The organism is Bacillus cereus group sp. MS39, from assembly GCF_040448665.1.
In the GTDB taxonomy this organism is placed as follows: Bacteria; Bacillota; Bacilli; order Bacillales; family Bacillaceae_G; genus Bacillus_A; species Bacillus_A wiedmannii.
The window spans coordinates 2,780,262-2,799,078 of the sequence record NZ_CP123058.1; the positions used below are offsets into that span (position 1 = coordinate 2,780,262).

Genomic DNA, 18,817 nt, shown 5'->3' on the forward strand with positions numbered 1-18,817 from the left:
AATTTACAATAATTTTACAATAAAACTAAAAAAGAACACCTTAAGTCGGTGCTCTCCTTACAAATATCAACCATTATGTAATTGAACATATAGATAACATTAATCCTCCAAATGAAATTGCTCCTAGTAAAACTAATACAAATCCTGTTAAACAAATACAATCAGCAAGACAAATGGATGACTGCGATAATGGAACAAATGACCTACTTGTACTTGATCCATATTGTTTTATTTTCTCATAATTCATATCTAACATTACTTGTAGACATGCTATACCTTCCTCAATAGAATGAAGAGATTCTTTTTCTAATCGATCCAATAATTTACTATTAAAAGTAATTGGAAGAGGATACGGTTTATCTAATTTCATATGTTGATAAATTAATTGTAAACGAGATAATATATTATTTTTCTTTTTTTCACATGTTACTGTGTGTTTCATTTTATTAAATTCATTTAATAACAGTGTCAATTCATCTCTGTTTCCGTATAAATCCCTTGCTATTTTTCTCTTTAGTTTGTACGAATGGATAATAGATTTAAGTTCAATCATTTTAATACACTTCCTAATAGAATTTTACTTACCCCAATATTTTAAAAATAAACAGTTATTTTAAATCTTATTTAAAATACACTCAAGTATCTTCATTTACTATCGATTAACATTACATTAACCTTACATAGTTGTAATAATTTCTTTCGCTACCCACTAACTAGAAGCAACAGATTCCTTATTTGATGGTAAAAATATAAAAAAGCAATGATTAGGTTTCAAGTCTAGTCATTGCTTTATATATCTTATCTTGATTTACAACTAAAAATCTAAATATCATTCTTTCACTTGAATGCTACATGTGTTTTTATTAAATTCTTTAATAAAAATTATATAATACTTCACTATTGGATTCCTTTTTTCTCTTATCAATATTCATATGTTACAATAGTACCAGTTGTATCAGTAGTACCATTAAAACCACTAAAACAATTAGAACAACTACCACAACTACCACAGCCACCACAACCGCCACAACCGCCACAACCAAAACAACCGAAGCAACCAATACAGCGGAATCCGCCACAACGAAATCCACCACAGCGACCTCCACAACCTCCACAACGACCACAACCGCCACAGCGACGAGCAGCATCTTCAATATAATAATATGGATATTGGTTTTGTTGATCCCAATACACAATATTTCCAGATTGGTAATCATTAAGGCTTAACGCTTGTAGTTCTTGTTGAAACTTATTCATTTTCATGACCTCCGTTTATAAACTTCAATCTTTTCAATGCTTTCCTATATTTCTGTTCGTTAAATCTAAGTAGAAATAGCGCTATAAACTAAGTTCAATACGTACCCCTACAAAATATGACCTATCACTAGATGATGCACCTTGTTCATACACCTATTTTTAGGTTATTTTTCCCATGGGCTCATTTTTATAAATTGAAAAAAGACGCACTTAGATTGATGCGTCTTTTTTCAATACTTCTTTTGTGAAATCATATACATAAGTATTATCCATACCTGTGAATAGCAATACCCCTACTCATTATCCCATTACATCTTCTACTTCTGTATTCACTGGCCACTTTTCTAAAGTATAAGCCATTTCCCAAAATGAATATTCATATTGACTGCTAATAATGAAATGCTGTTTCATTCGCTTACGTTCAGACTCTGTTACGTTTTCAGCGATAGTATCTAATCTTGTAATTTGCTCTTCAACTAGCGTACGGAACCAATCAGATCCATAAGCAGAAATCCATTCGTTATAAATTGGCTCTTCTGGCTGACACTCTTTTAAACGCTCACCAATTTCATAATACAACCAATAGCAAGGTAAAATTGCTGCAATGATATCACCTAAATGTCCTTCATACGCAGCACGATACATATGTGAAGTATAAGCGTATGCAGTTGGCGCAGGGATAAAATTATCTTTCTCTTCTTGTGTTATCCCTAGTTTCTTCGCAAAGTTCTCATGTAAAGATAATTCCGCCTCGTATGTATTTTGAGCATGATGTGCCATACGAGCTGTCGTTTCTAATTCTAGAGCTTTTGCAGCTCCTAAAGTTTGTACTCTAGCAAAGTGACTCAAATAATATGAATCTTGAAGCACATAATAGCGAAAACTAGCTAAATCTAACGTTCCTTCACCAAGTTGTTTTACAAAAGGGTGATGAAAACTAGCTTCCCAAATTGAATCTACTTCTTGACGTAATGATTGTGAAAATTTCATTTAAATCCCTCCAATAAAGTATAAAATTTAAGTATTTATCCACAGTTATTAAATCTTTAAAATAAAAAAACTTTCTTTACAAACGTAAAGAAAGTGAAATTGACAGTATTTATTCATAAAATAGTAATGTCTTCCCACTTCCCTACGCTAGTATTAACCAGATCAGGTACTAAGAGTCTCAAATTCCCATTTGATCTCAGCCTATAATAGGCCCCCCTAGTGGATAAATATTTAATTTTCGTATTGTATTCATCATAACATACTTCATGTTCCTGTCAAAAGTATTCATGATACTGCTACTTAAAACCCTTCTTCTTTTCTTACTTTTAATGAAGTTTCAATAATCATATCTAATAGTTTACTATAATGAATACCAGCTGCATCTGCACTTTTCGGTAGTAAACTTGCTTGTGTCATCCCTGGTAATGTATTAACCTCCATTACATATGGAATACCATCCTTCACCATCATATCTACCCTTGCATAAACGCTGCATTTCAATGCTTTATAACAAGCCAGTGACACTTTGTTTACATGTTCCTTCAATTCAGCTGGAAGTTCGATAACTTCTTCAATTGTACTAACATCATCATATTTTGCATTGTAATCAAAGAACTCAGCTGCATGTCGGATTGAAATAATAGGTAACTGTTTTCCATCAAAAATTGAACATGTAATCTCATCACCTTTTATATACTTCTCTATTACTACTTCAGAATCCCATTCAAACACAGTTTCCAGCATTGAAATTAATTCATCTTTATCATATACAATCTTTACCCCAACACTTGATCCACCAGAGTTTGGTTTTACCACTAACGGAAATCCTAACTTATCTAATTCATCAAGATTTAGATCCGCCATTTTTGTAAGTTCAATCCAATCGGGTGTTTCTATACCTTCATAGCGTAAAATCTTTTTCGAAATATTTTTGTCCATACACATACCGCTAGATAACATATTGCTCCCGCTATAAGGAATACCTAAACTTTCAAGCGTGCCTTGAACCGTCCCATCTTCTCCGTATTTTCCGTGTAATGCGAGCAGCGCAAAATCAATGTCTTTCGCTTTTTCGATTAAATCCATTTTTTCATTTAACGTAATTGGTACGATTTCATATTTATTTTTATCTAAATTTGCAATCATTTCATTTCCAGTCATAATTGATACTTGTTTTTCAGAGGATACTCCACCCATAATAACGCCAATTCTCATTTCCTCAACTCCAAATTTCATTTTTTATTGTATCACCGATTATTTTGATTCCACGAACTATTTCTTCTTCTTTCAGACGTGAAAATCCTAATCGAAAAGTAGTCGCTCCCCCTCCATCAGAATAAAAAACATCTCCAGGAGAAAATGTAACCCCTTGCTCATAACACTTTTGTAAAAGTGTGCGGGCATGAATTTTTTCTTCTAACTCTATAAATAAATGAAGTCCACCATCACCGGTCATTCTTTGAAACGGAATGTACTCGTTACACGCCCCAACAGCTAACTCATATTTTTTCTTATAAACTGATCTTGCCTTTTTTAAATATTTTTCAAAATATCCTTCATGTAAATATTGAAATAGAACAGCTTGATCTAACGTAGATGTGTGAATCGTTCTTGCTCTTTTTACACTTTCTAAATGATGAATCAGTTCTTTATCTGCGATGATCCAGCCTACACGTAAACCAGGGAAAAGTACCTTTGAAAAGCTACTAATATAAATTACATTATTACCAGCGCCAGCAAAAGTTAATAATGGTGCTAAATGTGATCCTGAATAACGTAGCTCTTCATTAAATCCATCTTCTATAATAGGAATCTTATATTTTGAAAATAATCTCATCAGTTCTGTTCTTTTCTCCGAACTCGTAACTATACCGGTTGGATTATGATAGGAAGGAATTAAATACGCAAAATCAAACTCTTTTTCACGCAAGCTTTTTTCAACTTGATTCGTATCAATACCATCCTCATTCATATTAATTCCGTGAACTTCAAGTCCATGTAAGCGGAACAGCTTCAACGCAGCATGGTGAGTTGGATTCTCACAAATAACTCGACCTGATTTCTTCGATAACGAGGATAGTACGATGTCTAATCCTTCTGTAAATCCATTTGTAATTAAAATATCTTTGTTCGAAATATCTACACCTTTCATTTCCATATAATGAAGTAGATATTTCATTAACGGTCTATAGCCTTTTGCGTATCCGTAGTTTAATACGACATCACCTTCAATGGACATACGAGTAAGAAAAGCTCTTTTGAAATTTTCCACATCAAATAGCTTTTCGTCCGGAGCGATGCTGTTAAAAACAATCATTCCTTTTTCCCAGCGGACACCATGTTTCATTAAATCTAATTCATCCGCTAACAAGGTAACTGTATTAAGTTTATTTTTCCAATCTATTTCAACAGACGAAGTGTTCGATATATCAACCTTCGCTACAAAATTCCCTTTACCTTTAACTGCATAAATGAGTCCTTCTTGCTCTAAATCTGCATAAGCAGCGAGTACAGTATTTCTGCTCACACTTAGTAATTCACTTAGTTCTCTAGTTGAAGGGATTTTTTGATCCCCGAGCAAATGACCTTTCATAATCATCTTTTTCAAATAATCTTTCAATTGAATATAAACGGGACGATCTTTCACAACTTTAAAATCTTTAAACAATTCCTTACCCCCTGCAATCATTTTTGCATATTTATTTCTTTCTCAAAAGGTCCACTACATATGTATTTTTTATAAAGGGCGGTACGGTCTTATAAAGTGAAGGCTAGTAATCAATGAGGGATATTACCCCTCGTTAATACGGTACAAATCTTTACGATATAAGTTAATAATATCTTTAAAAGCTGCTGCTGCGGCTCCGCGTGGATTAGAAGCACCACCAATTGTAGTAACTTGCCCCATCGTATCTGTAAAGAACGTAATTCCTTTTTCTGTCCCATTTACTTTTGCTAGCGGATGATTTTTATCTATTTTGTACGGTTCCACATGAAGAGACACTTTACCGTCCTTATCCTTATATGCTGAAGCTATTAATTTAATATATTTATTTTGTTCCTTAGCATTTCGAATTTGTTCTTTTGTAACGTTCTCGATTCCTTTTATATGTATATCTGTAAGTGTATTCTCTACTCCCATTAAACTATTTGTCAAAAGTAACAATTTACATGCACTATCAGAACCACTTACATCTAATATTGGGTTCGTTTCAGCAATTCCTTTACTTTGCGCTTCTTTCAGTGCTTCTTCAAACGTAATATCTTCCTCATTCATTTTCGAAAGGATATAATTTGTAGTCCCGTTTAAAATTCCTTCTATTTTTTCAATACGGCAACCAGCTAAACTAAATTGACCAATATCAAGTGTCGGTAATGCCGCAGCAGTTGCACCACTATATCGAATTCGTACATTTGCGATTTTTGCTGCTTCATTTAGTTCCCTCCAGTTTGTAACGAGTGCACCTTTTGAAATTGCTACTATATCCATTTGTTTCTCAATCGCTTGTTTTATATATTGTTTTCCTGGATTTCCATCTTTAAGATTTGTAACGGTTGATTCTACTAATACAGTTCCACTTATGCTAGTTGTTGCTCGTTCCCCTGGATGATGTTCAATATATTCTTCAATTGCAGCGCTACCGCCACCATACATTAATAAGTGCTGAATAGATAATCCGTCCTCATTATGTATTGCAATATTTCTACCTAATACGCCACTTACAACTAATTGAATCCCATATGTTTCATATATATATGAATATTTTTCGTTTAATAATTTTACAAACTCTCTGCCAACTGTTCCATATCCTGATAATACAACTTGAATTCTCATAATATACCCCCATATTTTTCTACCATATCCCTCTTTCAATATAATATAAAGCGCCCTCGAATTCCATCGAGAGCGCTTTATTATTACCTATTTTGGTAAATGTGCTAGCTTTTCAGCAATTGTTCTATAAAACTCTTGAATGCTAGAAAAACCTAACGTATCTGAAACACTTAATCCTACCATGTCGAGATGGTCCCAATTTGCTTTTGTTTCAATATGATTCCATTTTCCAATCTGTAAAGACTCCTTACTATTTAGTGTAGCATTAGCAGATGGTGCAATCATAGAACTTGTATTTACTACACCGTCATTTTGCCACCAAGAAGTATCAATTAATGGCCGGTTTTCTTCATATCTTGCGTAAGAACCTAAGAAAAATGCATTACCCATTAACACTTTATTCATCGTTATATGAGGCAAATGTAAACCGGTTATAGGTGCAGCTTGCGATGCCTGTCCACTATAGGATAAGTAATATACATTCGATTGCGTCTTTACCCAATTATTTAACTCATTTGCACCATCAGTACTTAAATCCCATTGACTAATGTCTTTTGTATTTTTCCAAATTGAACTATTTAAAATACGATCAGTATATTGGAAAGGGGACTCTCCAGCATTCTTTTTTAACCCCCATTGATCCAATTTAAAATCGTATAATGATAAATTATTGTTTCCTCCTAAACTTGCAGCTGTAATGAGTAAATCTTTAACAAACGGTAGTAGAAGACTACCATCCGCAAGTGTTGTACCGTTGTGAGGGGTTGCTAATGTTGTAACACTATGAACATATGATTTCTCGCCCTCAAATAGTGGTGATATATTGGTGTTCGGATGATTTTTCACATAATTTTTTTCTTCAAAACTGCCTTCTTTTAATAGCTGTACTAATGTTCTAATCGTTTGTCCACCCATGCTATGTCCAACTAAATGTACTTTATTTGTTTCACTCCAACTCGGCGTGAAACCACTATAAGTTCTTCCAAAACGATTATGTCCATGTTTCTCAGCATGTGCGGCACCATAGTCTACTGTACCGCCGTTAATTTGCGCATATAATTCACATGCACGGTCCCAGTTACTAGAAACAGGTCCAACAGCTGCGGTATGTACCGTATAACCATTTCGTTTCAAATCTTCCTGTATATCATGAACACCACCCCAATATTTAACCCCTAACATTTCCTCTCTACCCCACCCAGCAAATCCATTCACTAGTATGATAGGATAATTATTTTGTTGTTTCTCTTCAGCGTAAGTTATTTTTGCTGCGAATAAAAACACAGTCCCTATTGCGAATAAACATATTTTTAAAAATAATTTCCCCATGCTTCCTCCCCCTAATAAAACGTTTACATTTCCCTATTAAAAATGAGTTCTTAACTTAAACATAATGTAAAGTATTTTATATACATTGTATATAGAGAAAACATACAAAAATGTTGATAAATATTAATTCAAGCAAGCATTTACTTTTCACAATACAACTTGTAAATCTATTTATTTGAATTTATAATCAGATATAGTTTCCTCGTGTTAAAAAGATTTAAAAACCATAAGAAAACTAATCTCATTGCTTGAAAAGGAGGAAAAAACATGCAAATCGGATCAAATATTCATACATTATCTCAACCTACTAAAATAACTCCATCTACTCTTGAGCATAATACTATCTCTTCTACTAAACTTGAAAGTAAGAACGCAAATGATCCTATCAAGTTCGATATTCGTTCATTCGAAAAAGAAATGAAACAGCCAGAGCATAAATTTAACGAATTAGATTTATGGAAGATGTTAAAAGATAAAGGTGTTCCTTTATGGATCATACTTGAAATGCTACAAAGGTCTCGTAAGGAAAAAGAATCTCAAAATAATTCAGTTCAAAATTCAAATGCGATTGAAGAACCGAGCGAGACCCGATTAAATGAAGTAATGTAAACTATGTTATCTAAATGGTCTAAAATTAAAAAGAGTTCAAGGCTGATAAAATCCCTATCAACCTTGAACTCTTTTTTATGATTTTTCTCCAATCGTGACAAATTGAACTGATACTTCTTCCTCAAAATCTTTAATTAACTTTCTTACTTTTACATATTCATTAGTCAATATATTATCTGTCGACATTTTAGGTTTTTCGTCACCTAAAGATTTTTTCAGATGAAGAAGTTGCATTTTTGTTTCATTTGCCTGTATTTCTTTATATACACTATTGCTCGCCACAATTACATACCATATTGTTCCATAATTTCGATTATTACCAAGCCAAGCATCACTATCATATGTAACTGGTATCACTTTTCCTTCTATTTCAATACTTTTTATATTCTTTTCTTCTTCATTTATAAATAATAGTGAACTTTCTTTTGGAAAATTCGGTAACGTATCTAAAGGTTTAGAATGAGATGAATGATCTCTTTTACGAAAAATTTTTGCTTTAATCATCGCTTTTGCAGTAGATTCATTTAATATCAAAACCCTTTTTTGGTCAAATCTACCTGTTTTCACCGAAAAAACTTCAAGTTCTTTCGTATTTTCTTTATAACGATTCATAACTGTTGAAGTATTGTTCTCATCTCCAATGATTAATACACCGTTAGCTGGAAATCTGTTTTCATTTTTAGAGCATGCACTTAAACTTATTAAAATTAATATACTTAATATGAAAATAGAGAGTGTTTTTTTCATCACAGTTCCTTTCATAACTCAAATTGTTTTTTTACATGCTTTTCTGCAATCTTACTTGCTGATATTCTTTACTGTTCCATAGTTTTATAAAGCTTTTGTAAGTAACGCCAACGAGTTATAAAGAAATATAAAACTTGTATACATATAAATGAAATTAAAATTATGATAGAGCTATTCATAATAGAAAAATCGACTAATTGTTGTAATGCCATATAAGCGACCACAGTATGAATCACTGCAACAATAATCGGTAAGAAGAACATTAATACTAATTGTCTTGTTACAACTTTTTTCAACTCTCGTTTACTTAATCCCATTTTCGAAATCATCTTATATTGCTGCTGATCGCGGTCCAAATCAGTATATAACCGGAAATAAATAAAACTAGCAGCGAAAGTAAAGAAGACGATTCCAACTAAAACACTTGCCATAAGTAATAACCCATTCGTTTGTTTTGCACTTAACAACTCTATAGTTAGTGCTCTAAATTCAAAATGTATGTCTCTCGGATCTTGATCGAATATATCACTTAATTGGTTTGAAATCTCTTTTGTTTTTATCCAATCATCTACAACAAATCCATAAGTTCGATATTGAATAATATTTTCAAAATCTAGATTACTATTAAGCAGAATTTCATCATACACATGATCTTGAATCGCAATATTAATCCCTTCCGTATCGTGTGGCAAAACTAAATTATCTACAGTTTTTTTCACATGAAATGTCTTTGTCCAATCGCCTTGAATGACTTCAATATTCTTTTTATAATCACCATTTTTAAACTCTTGTTTTTGTGATACGACTCCAGGGATTAATAACATTTCATCTTCTTTTTCAATCGTTTCTTGTTGGTACCCGAGTGCTCTCGCAAGTTCGTTATATTCACTTAACTTCATTACATTTACATTACTTTCTGTATAAATATCTGAAGTGGAAGCCATTCGATATGGAATATTAGAATCAGCAAGATGTTTTTTTATAATCGAGAGATGTTTATCCGTTATTTTATTTTTATCAGGAGCTGTATACAGAAATGTATACGGGTTTGTCATCCTTACCAAATCTTTGTTTCCAAGAGCTGCTGTCGTGCCAATTGCTGTAAAAGCAACTGCTGAAATAATAGATACTATAAAAAACATTGTTGCATTATCTTTCATACGGTATATTAATTCTGAAAATGTTAATATATTGGTTCTCTTTAAAAAGAAAGATTCACTCCTTTTCACAAGATGCAATATATAAACGCTACACTGTGTATATAAAAAGTACGTTCCTATAATTACTAGGAGCACACCCATTCCGAGCGTAATAAAACTATAACTTGGGATAAAGCGAAATACTAAAATATAGCCATATCCTATACTAAATAAAGAAAAAATTGATAATAACATTGACGATTTCGGTTCAGGCTTTGGCTTTTCCCCTGCTTGAATAAGTTCCACAAGTTCTGTTACTTTTATCATTTTAAAAGTAACTAGCGAAACAAGTAAAAATAAGAATAGAAACGTGATGCCAGTTAATAATACCGCCTTCACTGGCATATAAAAAGGTAAGCCGTTACTAATCATTAATACACTGGCACTTATTAATAAAACTAGTTTAGAAAATACGAGGCCGATAAGAATCCCAATACAAATCGAACCAAGTCCAATTAACATATTTTCAATTAACACTAACTTCTTAAGCTGTCTCATTGACATACCTTGCATCATTAAAATGCCAAATTCTTTCTTACGCGTTTTTAAAAACGAACTCACTGAATATAGAATGAAGAAGAATGAAAAGACAAAAATCAAACCTTGAGAAACTTCAAATCCTAATGTACCAAATGTACTTATTGTTTTACTTGTCGATTTCAACTCCCCCTGTAAATCAGGATGGAATAATAAAAGAGCATACGTAAAGAAAATCATTATAGAAAATGCACTACTTAAAAAATGGGCAGCATATGTACGCTTATTACGAAAAATATTATTAAATGCGAATTGACGAAAAGTCATGCCTTTTCCCTCCTAACAAAGAAAGGACATCCATAATCTTTTGATAAAATGCTTGCCTGCTTTCACCACGATAAATTTCGTTATATAGTTGACCATCTTTAATAAAAATTACTCGGCTGCAAAAACTCGCTGCATACGGATCATGAGTCACTAACATCATCGTAGCTTTTTCTTCCTTATTTAGAGTATCTAACATCTCCATTACATCATTTGAAGATTTAGAATCTAAATTCCCTGTTGGTTCATCTGCAAGTAATAATTGCGGCTTATGGACGATTGCACGTGCGATTGCTGTTCGCTGAGCTTGGCCCCCAGATATTTCAAACGTTCTTTTATTCAATATATCTGTAATATTTAATTTCTCTGCGATTTCTTGTACGCGTTTGTTCATTTCTTGCACAGAAACGCCATCTAATGTCATCGGCAATACGATATTTTCCTTCACTGTAAGCGTGCTAAGTAAATTAAATGATTGAAAAACAAATCCTAATTGTTTCCTACGGAATAACGCTAAATCTTCTGATGATAACTGGAAAGGATTTGTACCGTTTATTACTATTTCTCCTGAGGACGGAGAATCGATAGTAGATACCATATTTAATAATGTAGTTTTCCCGCTACCAGATGGCCCCATGATCCCTATAAATTCACCTTCTTGAATTGATAAATCAATATCTACTAATGCTTTAAAAGGTATTTTCCCTTTATATACTTTACTAATATTTTTCGCATGTAAAATTTCCATTTCTATTCTCCCTTCATTTGCACTTCTCACAATAGAGTGTAAATGAATTGTCTTAATGCTCATATTGATTCATCTTTCATTTATCTTACACGCTTGTAAGCTTTCTAAAAAAACTGATAATAAAACTATTTTCAAACTAAAATTAACGCATAACTATCTTATAATAATTGTATAGTGGTAGAAAATACAATTGTATATCAAATCTTTATTATAAAAACAAGAAAAGACCGATTGCTTTATCGGTCTTTTCCTTCCCAAAGTTATATTTTTATCTAATGCCTTTAGTTGAAATGTTTTTGAGATACCCTTTTTTATTGTCTTCCACTTTATAATAACCTCTACAAAAAATTGAGTTCTTCGGTTTAATCGCAATTAATAATGAATTATATATATCTGAAGCAGAAATGATTGTGTTTATCCAACATACAAATAATAAAATTGATTTAATATTTCCTGATACATACAATGATACAATAGCAGGAACGACCGATAGTACAATAATAGGCAAGCTCATAAAGATCCAAAATCTCGTTTTGGATAAGATTGTATTTGTATTTAGCCAAAAAAATATTCCACTACACGTCAAGCTAATATCACCTTTTTTATTTATAACAATAATATGTAGACATTCGTGAACAATGAAAACAAAAATACCTATGATGATGAGATAAAAAATATTAATATGAGTAAAACTTGCTCCAAAATAATACGGTATTAGAAAAATACTGATTTGAAGTACATATACAAACTTCATATAATGTTTTCGGTGCCAATCATTTTGTATAAAAGGAGTCCATTCTGACAAATCCATACTTATTTGTGGTAAGTGACGAAACCAAATGATAATATGCTCTCCCCTCCCTCATTTAAACTATTCCATATTCCGAAAATTCGGAATCCACTAACACTCAACCGCTAATATTAAATGCAAACCTTCGCTTGCCTTCACGTTTGCCGTACATTCTTCTATTTAAGCCTAAAGTGGTTCATGTTTAGGATGATTTGAGTAAGAAATTAATGTTTTCATAGACATATACATTCGACAAAATCCCCCAAATACCTTTTAGATATAATGTTATGAAATAGTTCTCGCATGTACAACTTGCTGCATTTGTTTTTGGTGAAAAATACATCCAGAATCTACACTTTAGTATGGTTAACTAGTACTTTAGAATGCAAAAAAGCTTAGAGTTTTAGCTCTAAGCTTTTTTTGCATTATCGCTCCCTTTAAAGAGCACTATTTTTTATCCATCCGGATTTACTCAATACATAATGATTATAAATTTGGTTTTCTATCATCTGTTGACCCAAATAAGTAAACCCGCATTTTTCAATAACTTTATTTGATGGCACATTTTTAATTAAAGCAATTGCGTTAAGGACATCCACATTTGTATTTTCAAATAAATAACCGATCAAGCCTTTTGTCGCTTGCGTTGCATAACCATTATTATGATATTCACTTGAAACAGCATACATAATTTCTCTGTTCGGTGCAGGGAGTTCAACTTTCATGCCTGTGCAGCACCATCCAATAAATTCATTTGTGGTTTTCTTAAATATTCCTAGTCTTAATATGTGATTATCTATGTTAGTCGTAGTTCTCACTGCATTAAGAAAGGCTTTATTTTCAGGTATTTCATAATTTACAACCCAATTAACCCTTTGTTCTTTCGTTGATTTCCAGTCTGGTAAAAACTTTTCTATTTCCGGTTGATTTGCTATTTTATAAATACTCTCTGCATCTTTGACCGTAAACTCTTGTAGGTATATATCACCACAATCTATTCTAAATAACTTAGTCAAACTCTTTTCTCCCATCTTAATCCCCCTTCCTTACGTTAAAGCGCCTTAATCTGCTTCGTAAGTTCCATAAACCGTTCATCTAGTTCTTTATATTCTTTGTCTTTAGAAGTTAAAAAGCTTAATTTCCCTAATACTTCTTGTCTTTCTGTTTCTAACGTTAAACGTAGCTCTTCAATTTCATCCCTTGTTTTCGTAGGTTCTTCTAGCTGTTTTTGTATCGTATTGTTTAAAAACACGAGTTTTGTGTTAGTTGTTTTCTCCAGAAAATATCGATCGTGAGAAACGATAACGAGTGTTCCATTATACTCAGCTAATGTATTTTCAAGCTGTTCGCGCGAAGGTAGATCAAGGTGATTCGTCGGTTCATCTAAAATAAGTACATCTTTTTCATCTAAAATATAAGCCATGAGCTTACATTTCACTCGTTCCCCCATACTCATATATTCAATCGGCTCTTTCCATTGGGAAGATTCAAATCCTAAATGTTTCATTAAATTTTGGACTTTTCCTCGTTCTTCAAATGTCTCTTTATAAAATAAATCTTCTGGTGTTTTATCAAGTGGTAAATCAAATACTTCTTGTGTTAAATAACCGATGTTTGCTGAAGGTGAAATCCATACTTCTCCTTCAACAGTTTCTGTTCCCATAATCATCTTCAGTAATGTTGTTTTCCCGCTACCGTTTGGTCCAATAATCGCAATCTTCTCACCGTGCTGAATTGTAAAATTAACGTTTTTAAATAATGTTCGGCTATTAAATTCTTTCCGCAATTGTTTTACTTCTAAGAAACGTTTTCCTACTTTTTTACTCGCTTGAATAGTAAATTCAACTGAATAATCCTCTTTCACACGTTCTACTTTCGTTTTCTCCAGCTCTTTTTCAAGACGCTTTCGTTTCGATTTAACTTGCGCGTCCATTCGCTTCGCCTTTACACGATAAAATTCTTTCACTCCTTCTTGTTTTGTAGACTGCGCATGTGCCTTTTGTGACCATGAACTTAATTCTTTTATATGAGTTTCTACTTGTTCTATCTTCTTTTGTTGTTTTTCATATTCACGCTGCTGCGTCATTCTTTTCTGCTCACGTGCTTTCATATAACTCGTATAATTACCACTATGATCAATTAATTTCTTATCCTCAATTGACCATATTCTTGTTGCGATAACATCTAAAAAGTATCGATCATGCGATACGACGAGAACTGTACCTTTCATGTTTTTTATTTGTTTAATGAGAAATTCCGTACTCATCTCATCTAGATGATTTGTCGGTTCGTCTAATATTAGGACATTAGGATTTCCGGCAAATCCTTTTGCTAATCGAACTTTTAGCTTTTCACCACCACTTAAAGTTAGAAAATCGTTCGTTGGCACGCCCCATTTTGCAAGGAGTTCCGCTTCTTTTGCAATTATATCCTTACTAACAAATGATTCTTTTTCTTGTTCAACATATGCTCTTGTCACATTCATTTGCATCCATTCAACAGTACCTTTTGATGGTTCAATTTTCCCATTTATTAATTGAAGTAACGTTGATTTACCAGCCCCGTTTTTACCAATTAACCCGATAACATCCCCTTGTCTTACTGTCACATTCATTTTCTCTAACAAAGTGTTTTCCTTTATTTCAACATAAACATCATTTAATTTTAATAGTTCTTTCATAATACCGATCCCTTTCATTAAGGGGAGAATAAAAAAATCCTCCCAAATAAATTTGGCAGGATTAGTCGTTAAAATATTTATACCCAAATAAGCTATTGCGTAACATAAATAGCAATACCGTTGTATGGAAATTGGGCAGACTAATCCTATTTTTTATAAATTGAAATTTATTGAATTTCAACATTTAAAAATAAGATTAGTTAATCATCGTCCACCCATCATTCCTTTCCGTCGTTAGTAACCATATTGTACCATGATAGTACTGTATGAGTAAATGCAATTATATGTGCTATTATTATGATTGCTTTCTTCTAGGTCTATTTATCATTTCTTAGCTTTAAATTGAACAAGCATACTTTACATTTGCTATACTACTTTTCCTTTAGATTTCCCTAGTAATAAACTTGTAAACACTCCCTCTTATATAATTTTTATATAACTGTATGATTAATTTTATATTATACATACTACATTTCAATTTTTATAATAAAGTTATCATTTTTAAGGAGGGATTCTACAATGGAATATAGCAAACTCGGAAACAGTGGATTAACAGTAAGTAAGATTGCATATGGTAACTGGATAAATCATGGTGGAAAAGTAAATGAAGATATTGCAAATGAATGTGTGAAAGCCGCATTAGATGTTGGAATTACAACGTTCGATACTGCAGATGTTTATTCAGACACTATTGCTGAGGAAGTGCTTGGCCGCTCTTTGAAAGGTATACGCCGAGAAAGTATAGAACTTTGTACAAAAGTATGTCATCCGACCGGACCTGGAAAAAATGATCGAGGTTTATCACGAAAACATATTATAGAAAATTGTAATGCATCGTTACAACGGCTACATACAGACTACATTGATGTCTATTATGCACATCGATTCGATACAACAACACCTCTGGAAGAAACAATGTTAGCTTTCTCAGATCTTGTAAGACAAGGGAAAGTCCTTTATTTAGGCGTAAGTGAATGGACATCGGAGCAAATCACACGCGGTGCAGCACTTGCACGAGAATTGAAAATCCCTCTTATTGCTAGCCAACCTCAATATTCGATGTTGTGGCGAGTTATAGAAACTGATGTGATTCCAACATGTCAACGTGAAGGACTTGGCCAAATTGTTTGGTCTCCCCTCGCACAAGGTATTCTCACTGGAAAATATCAACCAGGTAAACCACTCCCCGCCCAATCACGTGCTAATTCAGATGCAGGAAAACCCTTTTTCAACAAACTCGTGCAACGTTGGATGAGTGATGATGTGCTTACCGCTATCCAGGAAATTAAACCTATCGCACAAGAAATTAACCTTACCTTATCTCAACTCGCAGTTGCTTGGGTATTACAAAATCCAGCTGTTTCCTCTGCAATTATTGGCGCTTCAGATCCAGAGCAAATAAGAGAAAATGTGATTGCTTCTAGTGTTACATTGTCACCTGAAATTATGGGTCAGATTGATAGTGTACTAACAGGTTTTGCTGAGTATGATCCTAGCAAAACAGGTTGAAACATGAGTGAGCTTTACCTATAATGAAGCTTACCTTTCCAAATCCCCCACTGCCCATCCTATGAAGATGGGCTTTTATCTTTTAAGTTCACATTGTGAAGTCAAATAAACCTCTCTAACTACCGTTAAGAAGTTTTCTAACACTACAGACTTTTCATCTTGCCTCCATCCGGCATATAAATTTATTATTGGTGTGTTCTCTTGAATTTCTTTATATATAACTCCCGATTTTTTATAACTTTCCACAGATGATGGAACGACAGAAATCCCCATACCTGCTGCAACTAAATTCACAATCGTTTGCATTTGAATTGCTTCTTGAACAATATTTAAACTTACTCCATGCTCCCAAAAGTAACTAATAATTAAATCATAAAAGTTAGTACCGAAATGACGAGGAAATAAAACAAATGGTTCATCTACTATTTCTTTAATAGAAATATTAGGTAACGAAACTAATGCGTGATTTTCATGTAAAACCAATTTTAAACGTTCTTTAGAACAAACTTCGGAAGACAATATTTCATTATTCTGCTTAGAACGAATAAATCCAATGTGAATTTGTTTTTCATAGAGTGCTTTTATTTGCTGGTCTGTTGTCATCTCGCGTAATATAAGCTGAATTTTAGGAAACCGTTCTCGAAAGGTTTTTAATATGTCTATAACTGTTTCTGTAGAATCGACAAAACCGATGATTAAACGCCCGATCTTCCCTTCATCCGCGAGCTGTGTTTCTTTAATGGTTCTATCTACTTGAAGTAACGTTTGTCGCGCACCTTCTAAAAAGATTTTCCCCGCATCGGTAAGTTCAACCATCCTTTTTGTCCTGTGAAGAAGTTGAACACCTAATTCTTCTTCCAACTTTCGAATTTCTTGACTTAAAGGCGGTTGTGCCATCATAAGACGTTCTGCCGCACGACTAAAGTTTAATTCTTCCGCCACTGCTATGAAATATTTCATTTTACGAATATCCATTACAATCCCCCTAACATTCACAACTAGCAAAAAAATCCCTCCTTCTAATAAATTATTAATAAAAACAGGAGGAAACTATATCAATCCCTTTTCGTTTCTTATTTATCATAAATCATTTCATGAAAATACGAGAGATTTATACTAAGTTGAATTACATGTTTTGGGCAATTTCATTACTTGCATATATTATTTGATTTACTATTTGGTTGAGTAACGAGTACTTGATATTTTATTCACCCAATTATAAAAATAAAATGTTATTCGTTATCCAACAATAACTTATTGTTTTTCAATAAATTTTTATTGATTACTCCCCTACAATAAGCTATTATATGTTTGTAGAAAATATTAATCTAAGGATTGATTTTATGGACAGGACATTAAAAATCACAAAGTTAAATATGTTTTTAAGGATTTTTCTCATCCCGATTATAGTAGGGATAATTGTTGGTATACTAACTAAATTAGGGCAAGGTATACTTCCAGGACATTGGAATTCATTAGCTAATCTAGGAAGTGTTTGGTTAGTTCCATCCTTTTTTGTGGCTAGCTTTAGTTATTCTAAGCGTACAGCTATACTTTCTGGTATCCTTGCACTACTCGGTATGGTATTAGGCTACTATGGTTATGCAATTGTTATTAAAAATGTAGCTCACTCTATTTATTTTATATCTGTATGGATTGTATGTGCATTTATAGGAGGAACTATCTTTGGAATTGCAGGTTTTCTATGGAAAGATACTACAAATCCACTTCATAAATTCGGAAGTGCGCTTATTAGTGGAGTTTTTGTAACGGATGGACTTCACATTCTTTTAAATTTTGAAGACTACAGTCACATGTTACCTGTTGGATATACCGAAGTGATAGTCGGAATTATCTTGATTCTTGTATTAGAACGCTCTAATGCTAATCGAATTTCTTCTTTCTTAATGATGGTTCCTATCATTATTTTAGGATTAATTGGATATACATTATTAAGTTTGTTTACTTAATTACAATACTGTATCATGAAAAAACAAAAGACTAATTCTATTATAATCCACAAAACATATCACGAATCGAACATTATACTTATTAATGTTGATACACTTATTCATAGGATGAATTCATGAAGCTATCTCTTTCAAAGGGGTGGCTTTTTTCTTACAAAAACTATTTATCAGCTTTTTATTAAATACTTCTAATTTAACAAGCGTATTTATTAGCGTGTCATTATACATACTAAGATTACCTTTTACCATTTCATATAATCGCTATAAAGTGAAACTTTAATCAGCGGGGGGGGTCTTACTGCCCATTAAAGCGGGATAAAATAAGGCTAAAAAACTTATCTCCAAAGTTCTTT

General features: G+C 32.8%; 17 protein-coding genes and 1 riboswitch. Of the genes, 3 read left to right on the plus strand and 14 right to left on the minus strand.

Translation table 11 applies throughout. The annotated features are described in order from the left end of the window. Window positions 1-73 precede the first annotated feature (73 nt). From QEP67_RS14740 to QEP67_RS14770, 7 genes are all read right to left on the minus strand, one after another. On the minus strand, window positions 74-553 hold the full coding sequence (locus QEP67_RS14740) for a homoserine dehydrogenase (RefSeq protein WP_170828825.1): 480 nt from the start codon (window positions 551-553) through the stop codon (window positions 74-76). A gap of 368 nt (window positions 554-921) precedes the next feature. After that, window positions 922-1,263, minus strand: a complete 342-nt coding sequence (locus QEP67_RS14745) for a heterocycloanthracin/sonorensin family bacteriocin (RefSeq protein WP_098116024.1) — start codon at window positions 1,261-1,263, stop codon at window positions 922-924. A gap of 294 nt (window positions 1,264-1,557) precedes the next feature. Beyond that, the gene (gene tenA / locus QEP67_RS14750; protein WP_000672762.1) at window positions 1,558-2,247 is read right to left on the minus strand and encodes a thiaminase II; all 690 of its coding nucleotides are present in this window, start codon (window positions 2,245-2,247) and stop codon (window positions 1,558-1,560) included. A gap of 122 nt (window positions 2,248-2,369) precedes the next feature. After that, a riboswitch (TPP riboswitch) is annotated at window positions 2,370-2,475 on the minus strand. Window positions 2,476-2,547: 72 nt separating this feature from the next. After that, window positions 2,548-3,462, minus strand: coding sequence for a D-alanine--D-alanine ligase (gene ddlB, locus QEP67_RS14755; protein WP_002108225.1), 915 nt, complete (start codon window positions 3,460-3,462; stop codon window positions 2,548-2,550). Between the two features lie 4 nt (window positions 3,463-3,466). Further along, window positions 3,467-4,915 carry a PLP-dependent aminotransferase family protein gene (locus tag QEP67_RS14760; RefSeq protein WP_000471623.1) on the minus strand — a complete coding sequence of 483 codons (1,449 nt, stop codon included), beginning with the start codon at window positions 4,913-4,915 and terminating at the stop codon, window positions 3,467-3,469. Between the two features lie 123 nt (window positions 4,916-5,038). Next, window positions 5,039-6,082, minus strand: coding sequence for a homoserine dehydrogenase (locus QEP67_RS14765; protein ID WP_001222613.1), 1,044 nt, complete (start codon window positions 6,080-6,082; stop codon window positions 5,039-5,041). 87 nt (window positions 6,083-6,169) lie between these two features. Next, entirely contained in the window at window positions 6,170-7,411 is a 1,242-nt protein-coding gene (locus QEP67_RS14770) for a lipase (protein WP_048566348.1), read from the minus strand. Between the two features lie 267 nt (window positions 7,412-7,678). Here QEP67_RS14770 and QEP67_RS14775 point away from each other — a divergent pair, with 267 nt between their 5' ends. After that, window positions 7,679-8,020, plus strand: coding sequence for a DUF3914 domain-containing protein (locus QEP67_RS14775; RefSeq protein WP_001165520.1), 342 nt, complete (start codon window positions 7,679-7,681; stop codon window positions 8,018-8,020). 75 nt (window positions 8,021-8,095) lie between these two features. Here QEP67_RS14775 and QEP67_RS14780 read toward each other — a convergent pair whose 3' ends face one another. The 6 genes from QEP67_RS14780 to abc-f form a co-directional block, all read right to left on the minus strand. Next, window positions 8,096-8,767 carry a lipoprotein BA_5634 family protein gene (locus QEP67_RS14780; protein ID WP_000753237.1) on the minus strand — a complete coding sequence of 224 codons (672 nt, stop codon included), beginning with the start codon at window positions 8,765-8,767 and terminating at the stop codon, window positions 8,096-8,098. A gap of 68 nt (window positions 8,768-8,835) precedes the next feature. Then, window positions 8,836-10,770 carry an ABC transporter permease gene (locus QEP67_RS14785; protein WP_000144172.1) on the minus strand — a complete coding sequence of 645 codons (1,935 nt, stop codon included), beginning with the start codon at window positions 10,768-10,770 and terminating at the stop codon, window positions 8,836-8,838. Beyond that, entirely contained in the window at window positions 10,745-11,515 is a 771-nt protein-coding gene (locus tag QEP67_RS14790; RefSeq protein WP_000404254.1) for an ABC transporter ATP-binding protein, read from the minus strand. The genes QEP67_RS14785 and QEP67_RS14790 overlap by 26 nt, the downstream gene beginning before the upstream one ends. A 268-nt stretch (window positions 11,516-11,783) precedes the next feature. Continuing rightward, window positions 11,784-12,326 (minus strand): DUF3267 domain-containing protein, encoded by a 543-nt coding sequence (locus QEP67_RS14795; protein WP_050552251.1) that lies wholly within the window; start codon window positions 12,324-12,326, stop codon window positions 11,784-11,786. A 416-nt stretch (window positions 12,327-12,742) separates the two neighbouring features. Beyond that, window positions 12,743-13,336 (minus strand): GNAT family N-acetyltransferase, encoded by a 594-nt coding sequence (locus QEP67_RS14800; RefSeq protein ID WP_000504209.1) that lies wholly within the window; start codon window positions 13,334-13,336, stop codon window positions 12,743-12,745. Between the two features lie 20 nt (window positions 13,337-13,356). Then, on the minus strand, window positions 13,357-14,985 hold the full coding sequence (gene abc-f, locus QEP67_RS14805; protein ID WP_002108229.1) for a ribosomal protection-like ABC-F family protein: 1,629 nt from the start codon (window positions 14,983-14,985) through the stop codon (window positions 13,357-13,359). 519 nt (window positions 14,986-15,504) lie between these two features. Here abc-f and QEP67_RS14810 point away from each other — a divergent pair. Beyond that, the gene (locus tag QEP67_RS14810) at window positions 15,505-16,494 is read left to right on the plus strand and encodes an aldo/keto reductase family protein (protein WP_000456788.1); all 990 of its coding nucleotides are present in this window, start codon (window positions 15,505-15,507) and stop codon (window positions 16,492-16,494) included. 75 nt (window positions 16,495-16,569) lie between these two features. On the opposite strand, the gene QEP67_RS14815 is transcribed toward QEP67_RS14810, so the two are convergent. After that, window positions 16,570-17,469 (minus strand): LysR family transcriptional regulator, encoded by a 900-nt coding sequence (locus tag QEP67_RS14815; protein ID WP_064459776.1) that lies wholly within the window; start codon window positions 17,467-17,469, stop codon window positions 16,570-16,572. Window positions 17,470-17,837: 368 nt separating this feature from the next. Here QEP67_RS14815 and QEP67_RS14820 point away from each other — a divergent pair, with 368 nt between their 5' ends. Continuing rightward, entirely contained in the window at window positions 17,838-18,464 is a 627-nt protein-coding gene (locus tag QEP67_RS14820; protein ID WP_048566352.1) for a DUF6518 family protein, read from the plus strand. Window positions 18,465-18,817: the final 353 nt, after the last annotated feature.

Excerpts from the sequence above, each read along its gene's own strand:
- QEP67_RS14810 (WP_000456788.1), top strand. The coding sequence starts at position 15,505 with ATGGAATATAGCAAACTCGGAAACAGTGGATTAACAGTAAGTAAGATT.
- QEP67_RS14800 (WP_000504209.1), bottom strand. The coding sequence starts at position 13,336 with ATGGGAGAAAAGAGTTTGACTAAGTTATTTAGAATAGATTGTGGTGAT.
- QEP67_RS14780 (WP_000753237.1), bottom strand. The coding sequence starts at position 8,767 with ATGAAAAAAACACTCTCTATTTTCATATTAAGTATATTAATTTTAATA.
- QEP67_RS14790 (WP_000404254.1), bottom strand. The coding sequence starts at position 11,515 with ATGGAAATTTTACATGCGAAAAATATTAGTAAAGTATATAAAGGGAAA.
- QEP67_RS14785 (WP_000144172.1), bottom strand. The coding sequence starts at position 10,770 with ATGACTTTTCGTCAATTCGCATTTAATAATATTTTTCGTAATAAGCGT.
- QEP67_RS14815 (WP_064459776.1), bottom strand. The coding sequence starts at position 17,469 with ATGGATATTCGTAAAATGAAATATTTCATAGCAGTGGCGGAAGAATTA.
- QEP67_RS14795 (WP_050552251.1), bottom strand. The coding sequence starts at position 12,326 with ATGGATTTGTCAGAATGGACTCCTTTTATACAAAATGATTGGCACCGA.
- QEP67_RS14740 (WP_170828825.1), bottom strand. The coding sequence starts at position 553 with ATGATTGAACTTAAATCTATTATCCATTCGTACAAACTAAAGAGAAAA.
- abc-f (WP_002108229.1), bottom strand. The coding sequence starts at position 14,985 with ATGAAAGAACTATTAAAATTAAATGATGTTTATGTTGAAATAAAGGAA.
- QEP67_RS14770 (WP_048566348.1), bottom strand. The coding sequence starts at position 7,411 with ATGGGGAAATTATTTTTAAAAATATGTTTATTCGCAATAGGGACTGTG.
- QEP67_RS14775 (WP_001165520.1), top strand. The coding sequence starts at position 7,679 with ATGCAAATCGGATCAAATATTCATACATTATCTCAACCTACTAAAATA.
- tenA (WP_000672762.1), bottom strand. The coding sequence starts at position 2,247 with ATGAAATTTTCACAATCATTACGTCAAGAAGTAGATTCAATTTGGGAA.
- QEP67_RS14820 (WP_048566352.1), top strand. The coding sequence starts at position 17,838 with ATGGACAGGACATTAAAAATCACAAAGTTAAATATGTTTTTAAGGATT.
- QEP67_RS14765 (WP_001222613.1), bottom strand. The coding sequence starts at position 6,082 with ATGAGAATTCAAGTTGTATTATCAGGATATGGAACAGTTGGCAGAGAG.
- QEP67_RS14745 (WP_098116024.1), bottom strand. The coding sequence starts at position 1,263 with ATGAAAATGAATAAGTTTCAACAAGAACTACAAGCGTTAAGCCTTAAT.
- ddlB (WP_002108225.1), bottom strand. The coding sequence starts at position 3,462 with ATGAGAATTGGCGTTATTATGGGTGGAGTATCCTCTGAAAAACAAGTA.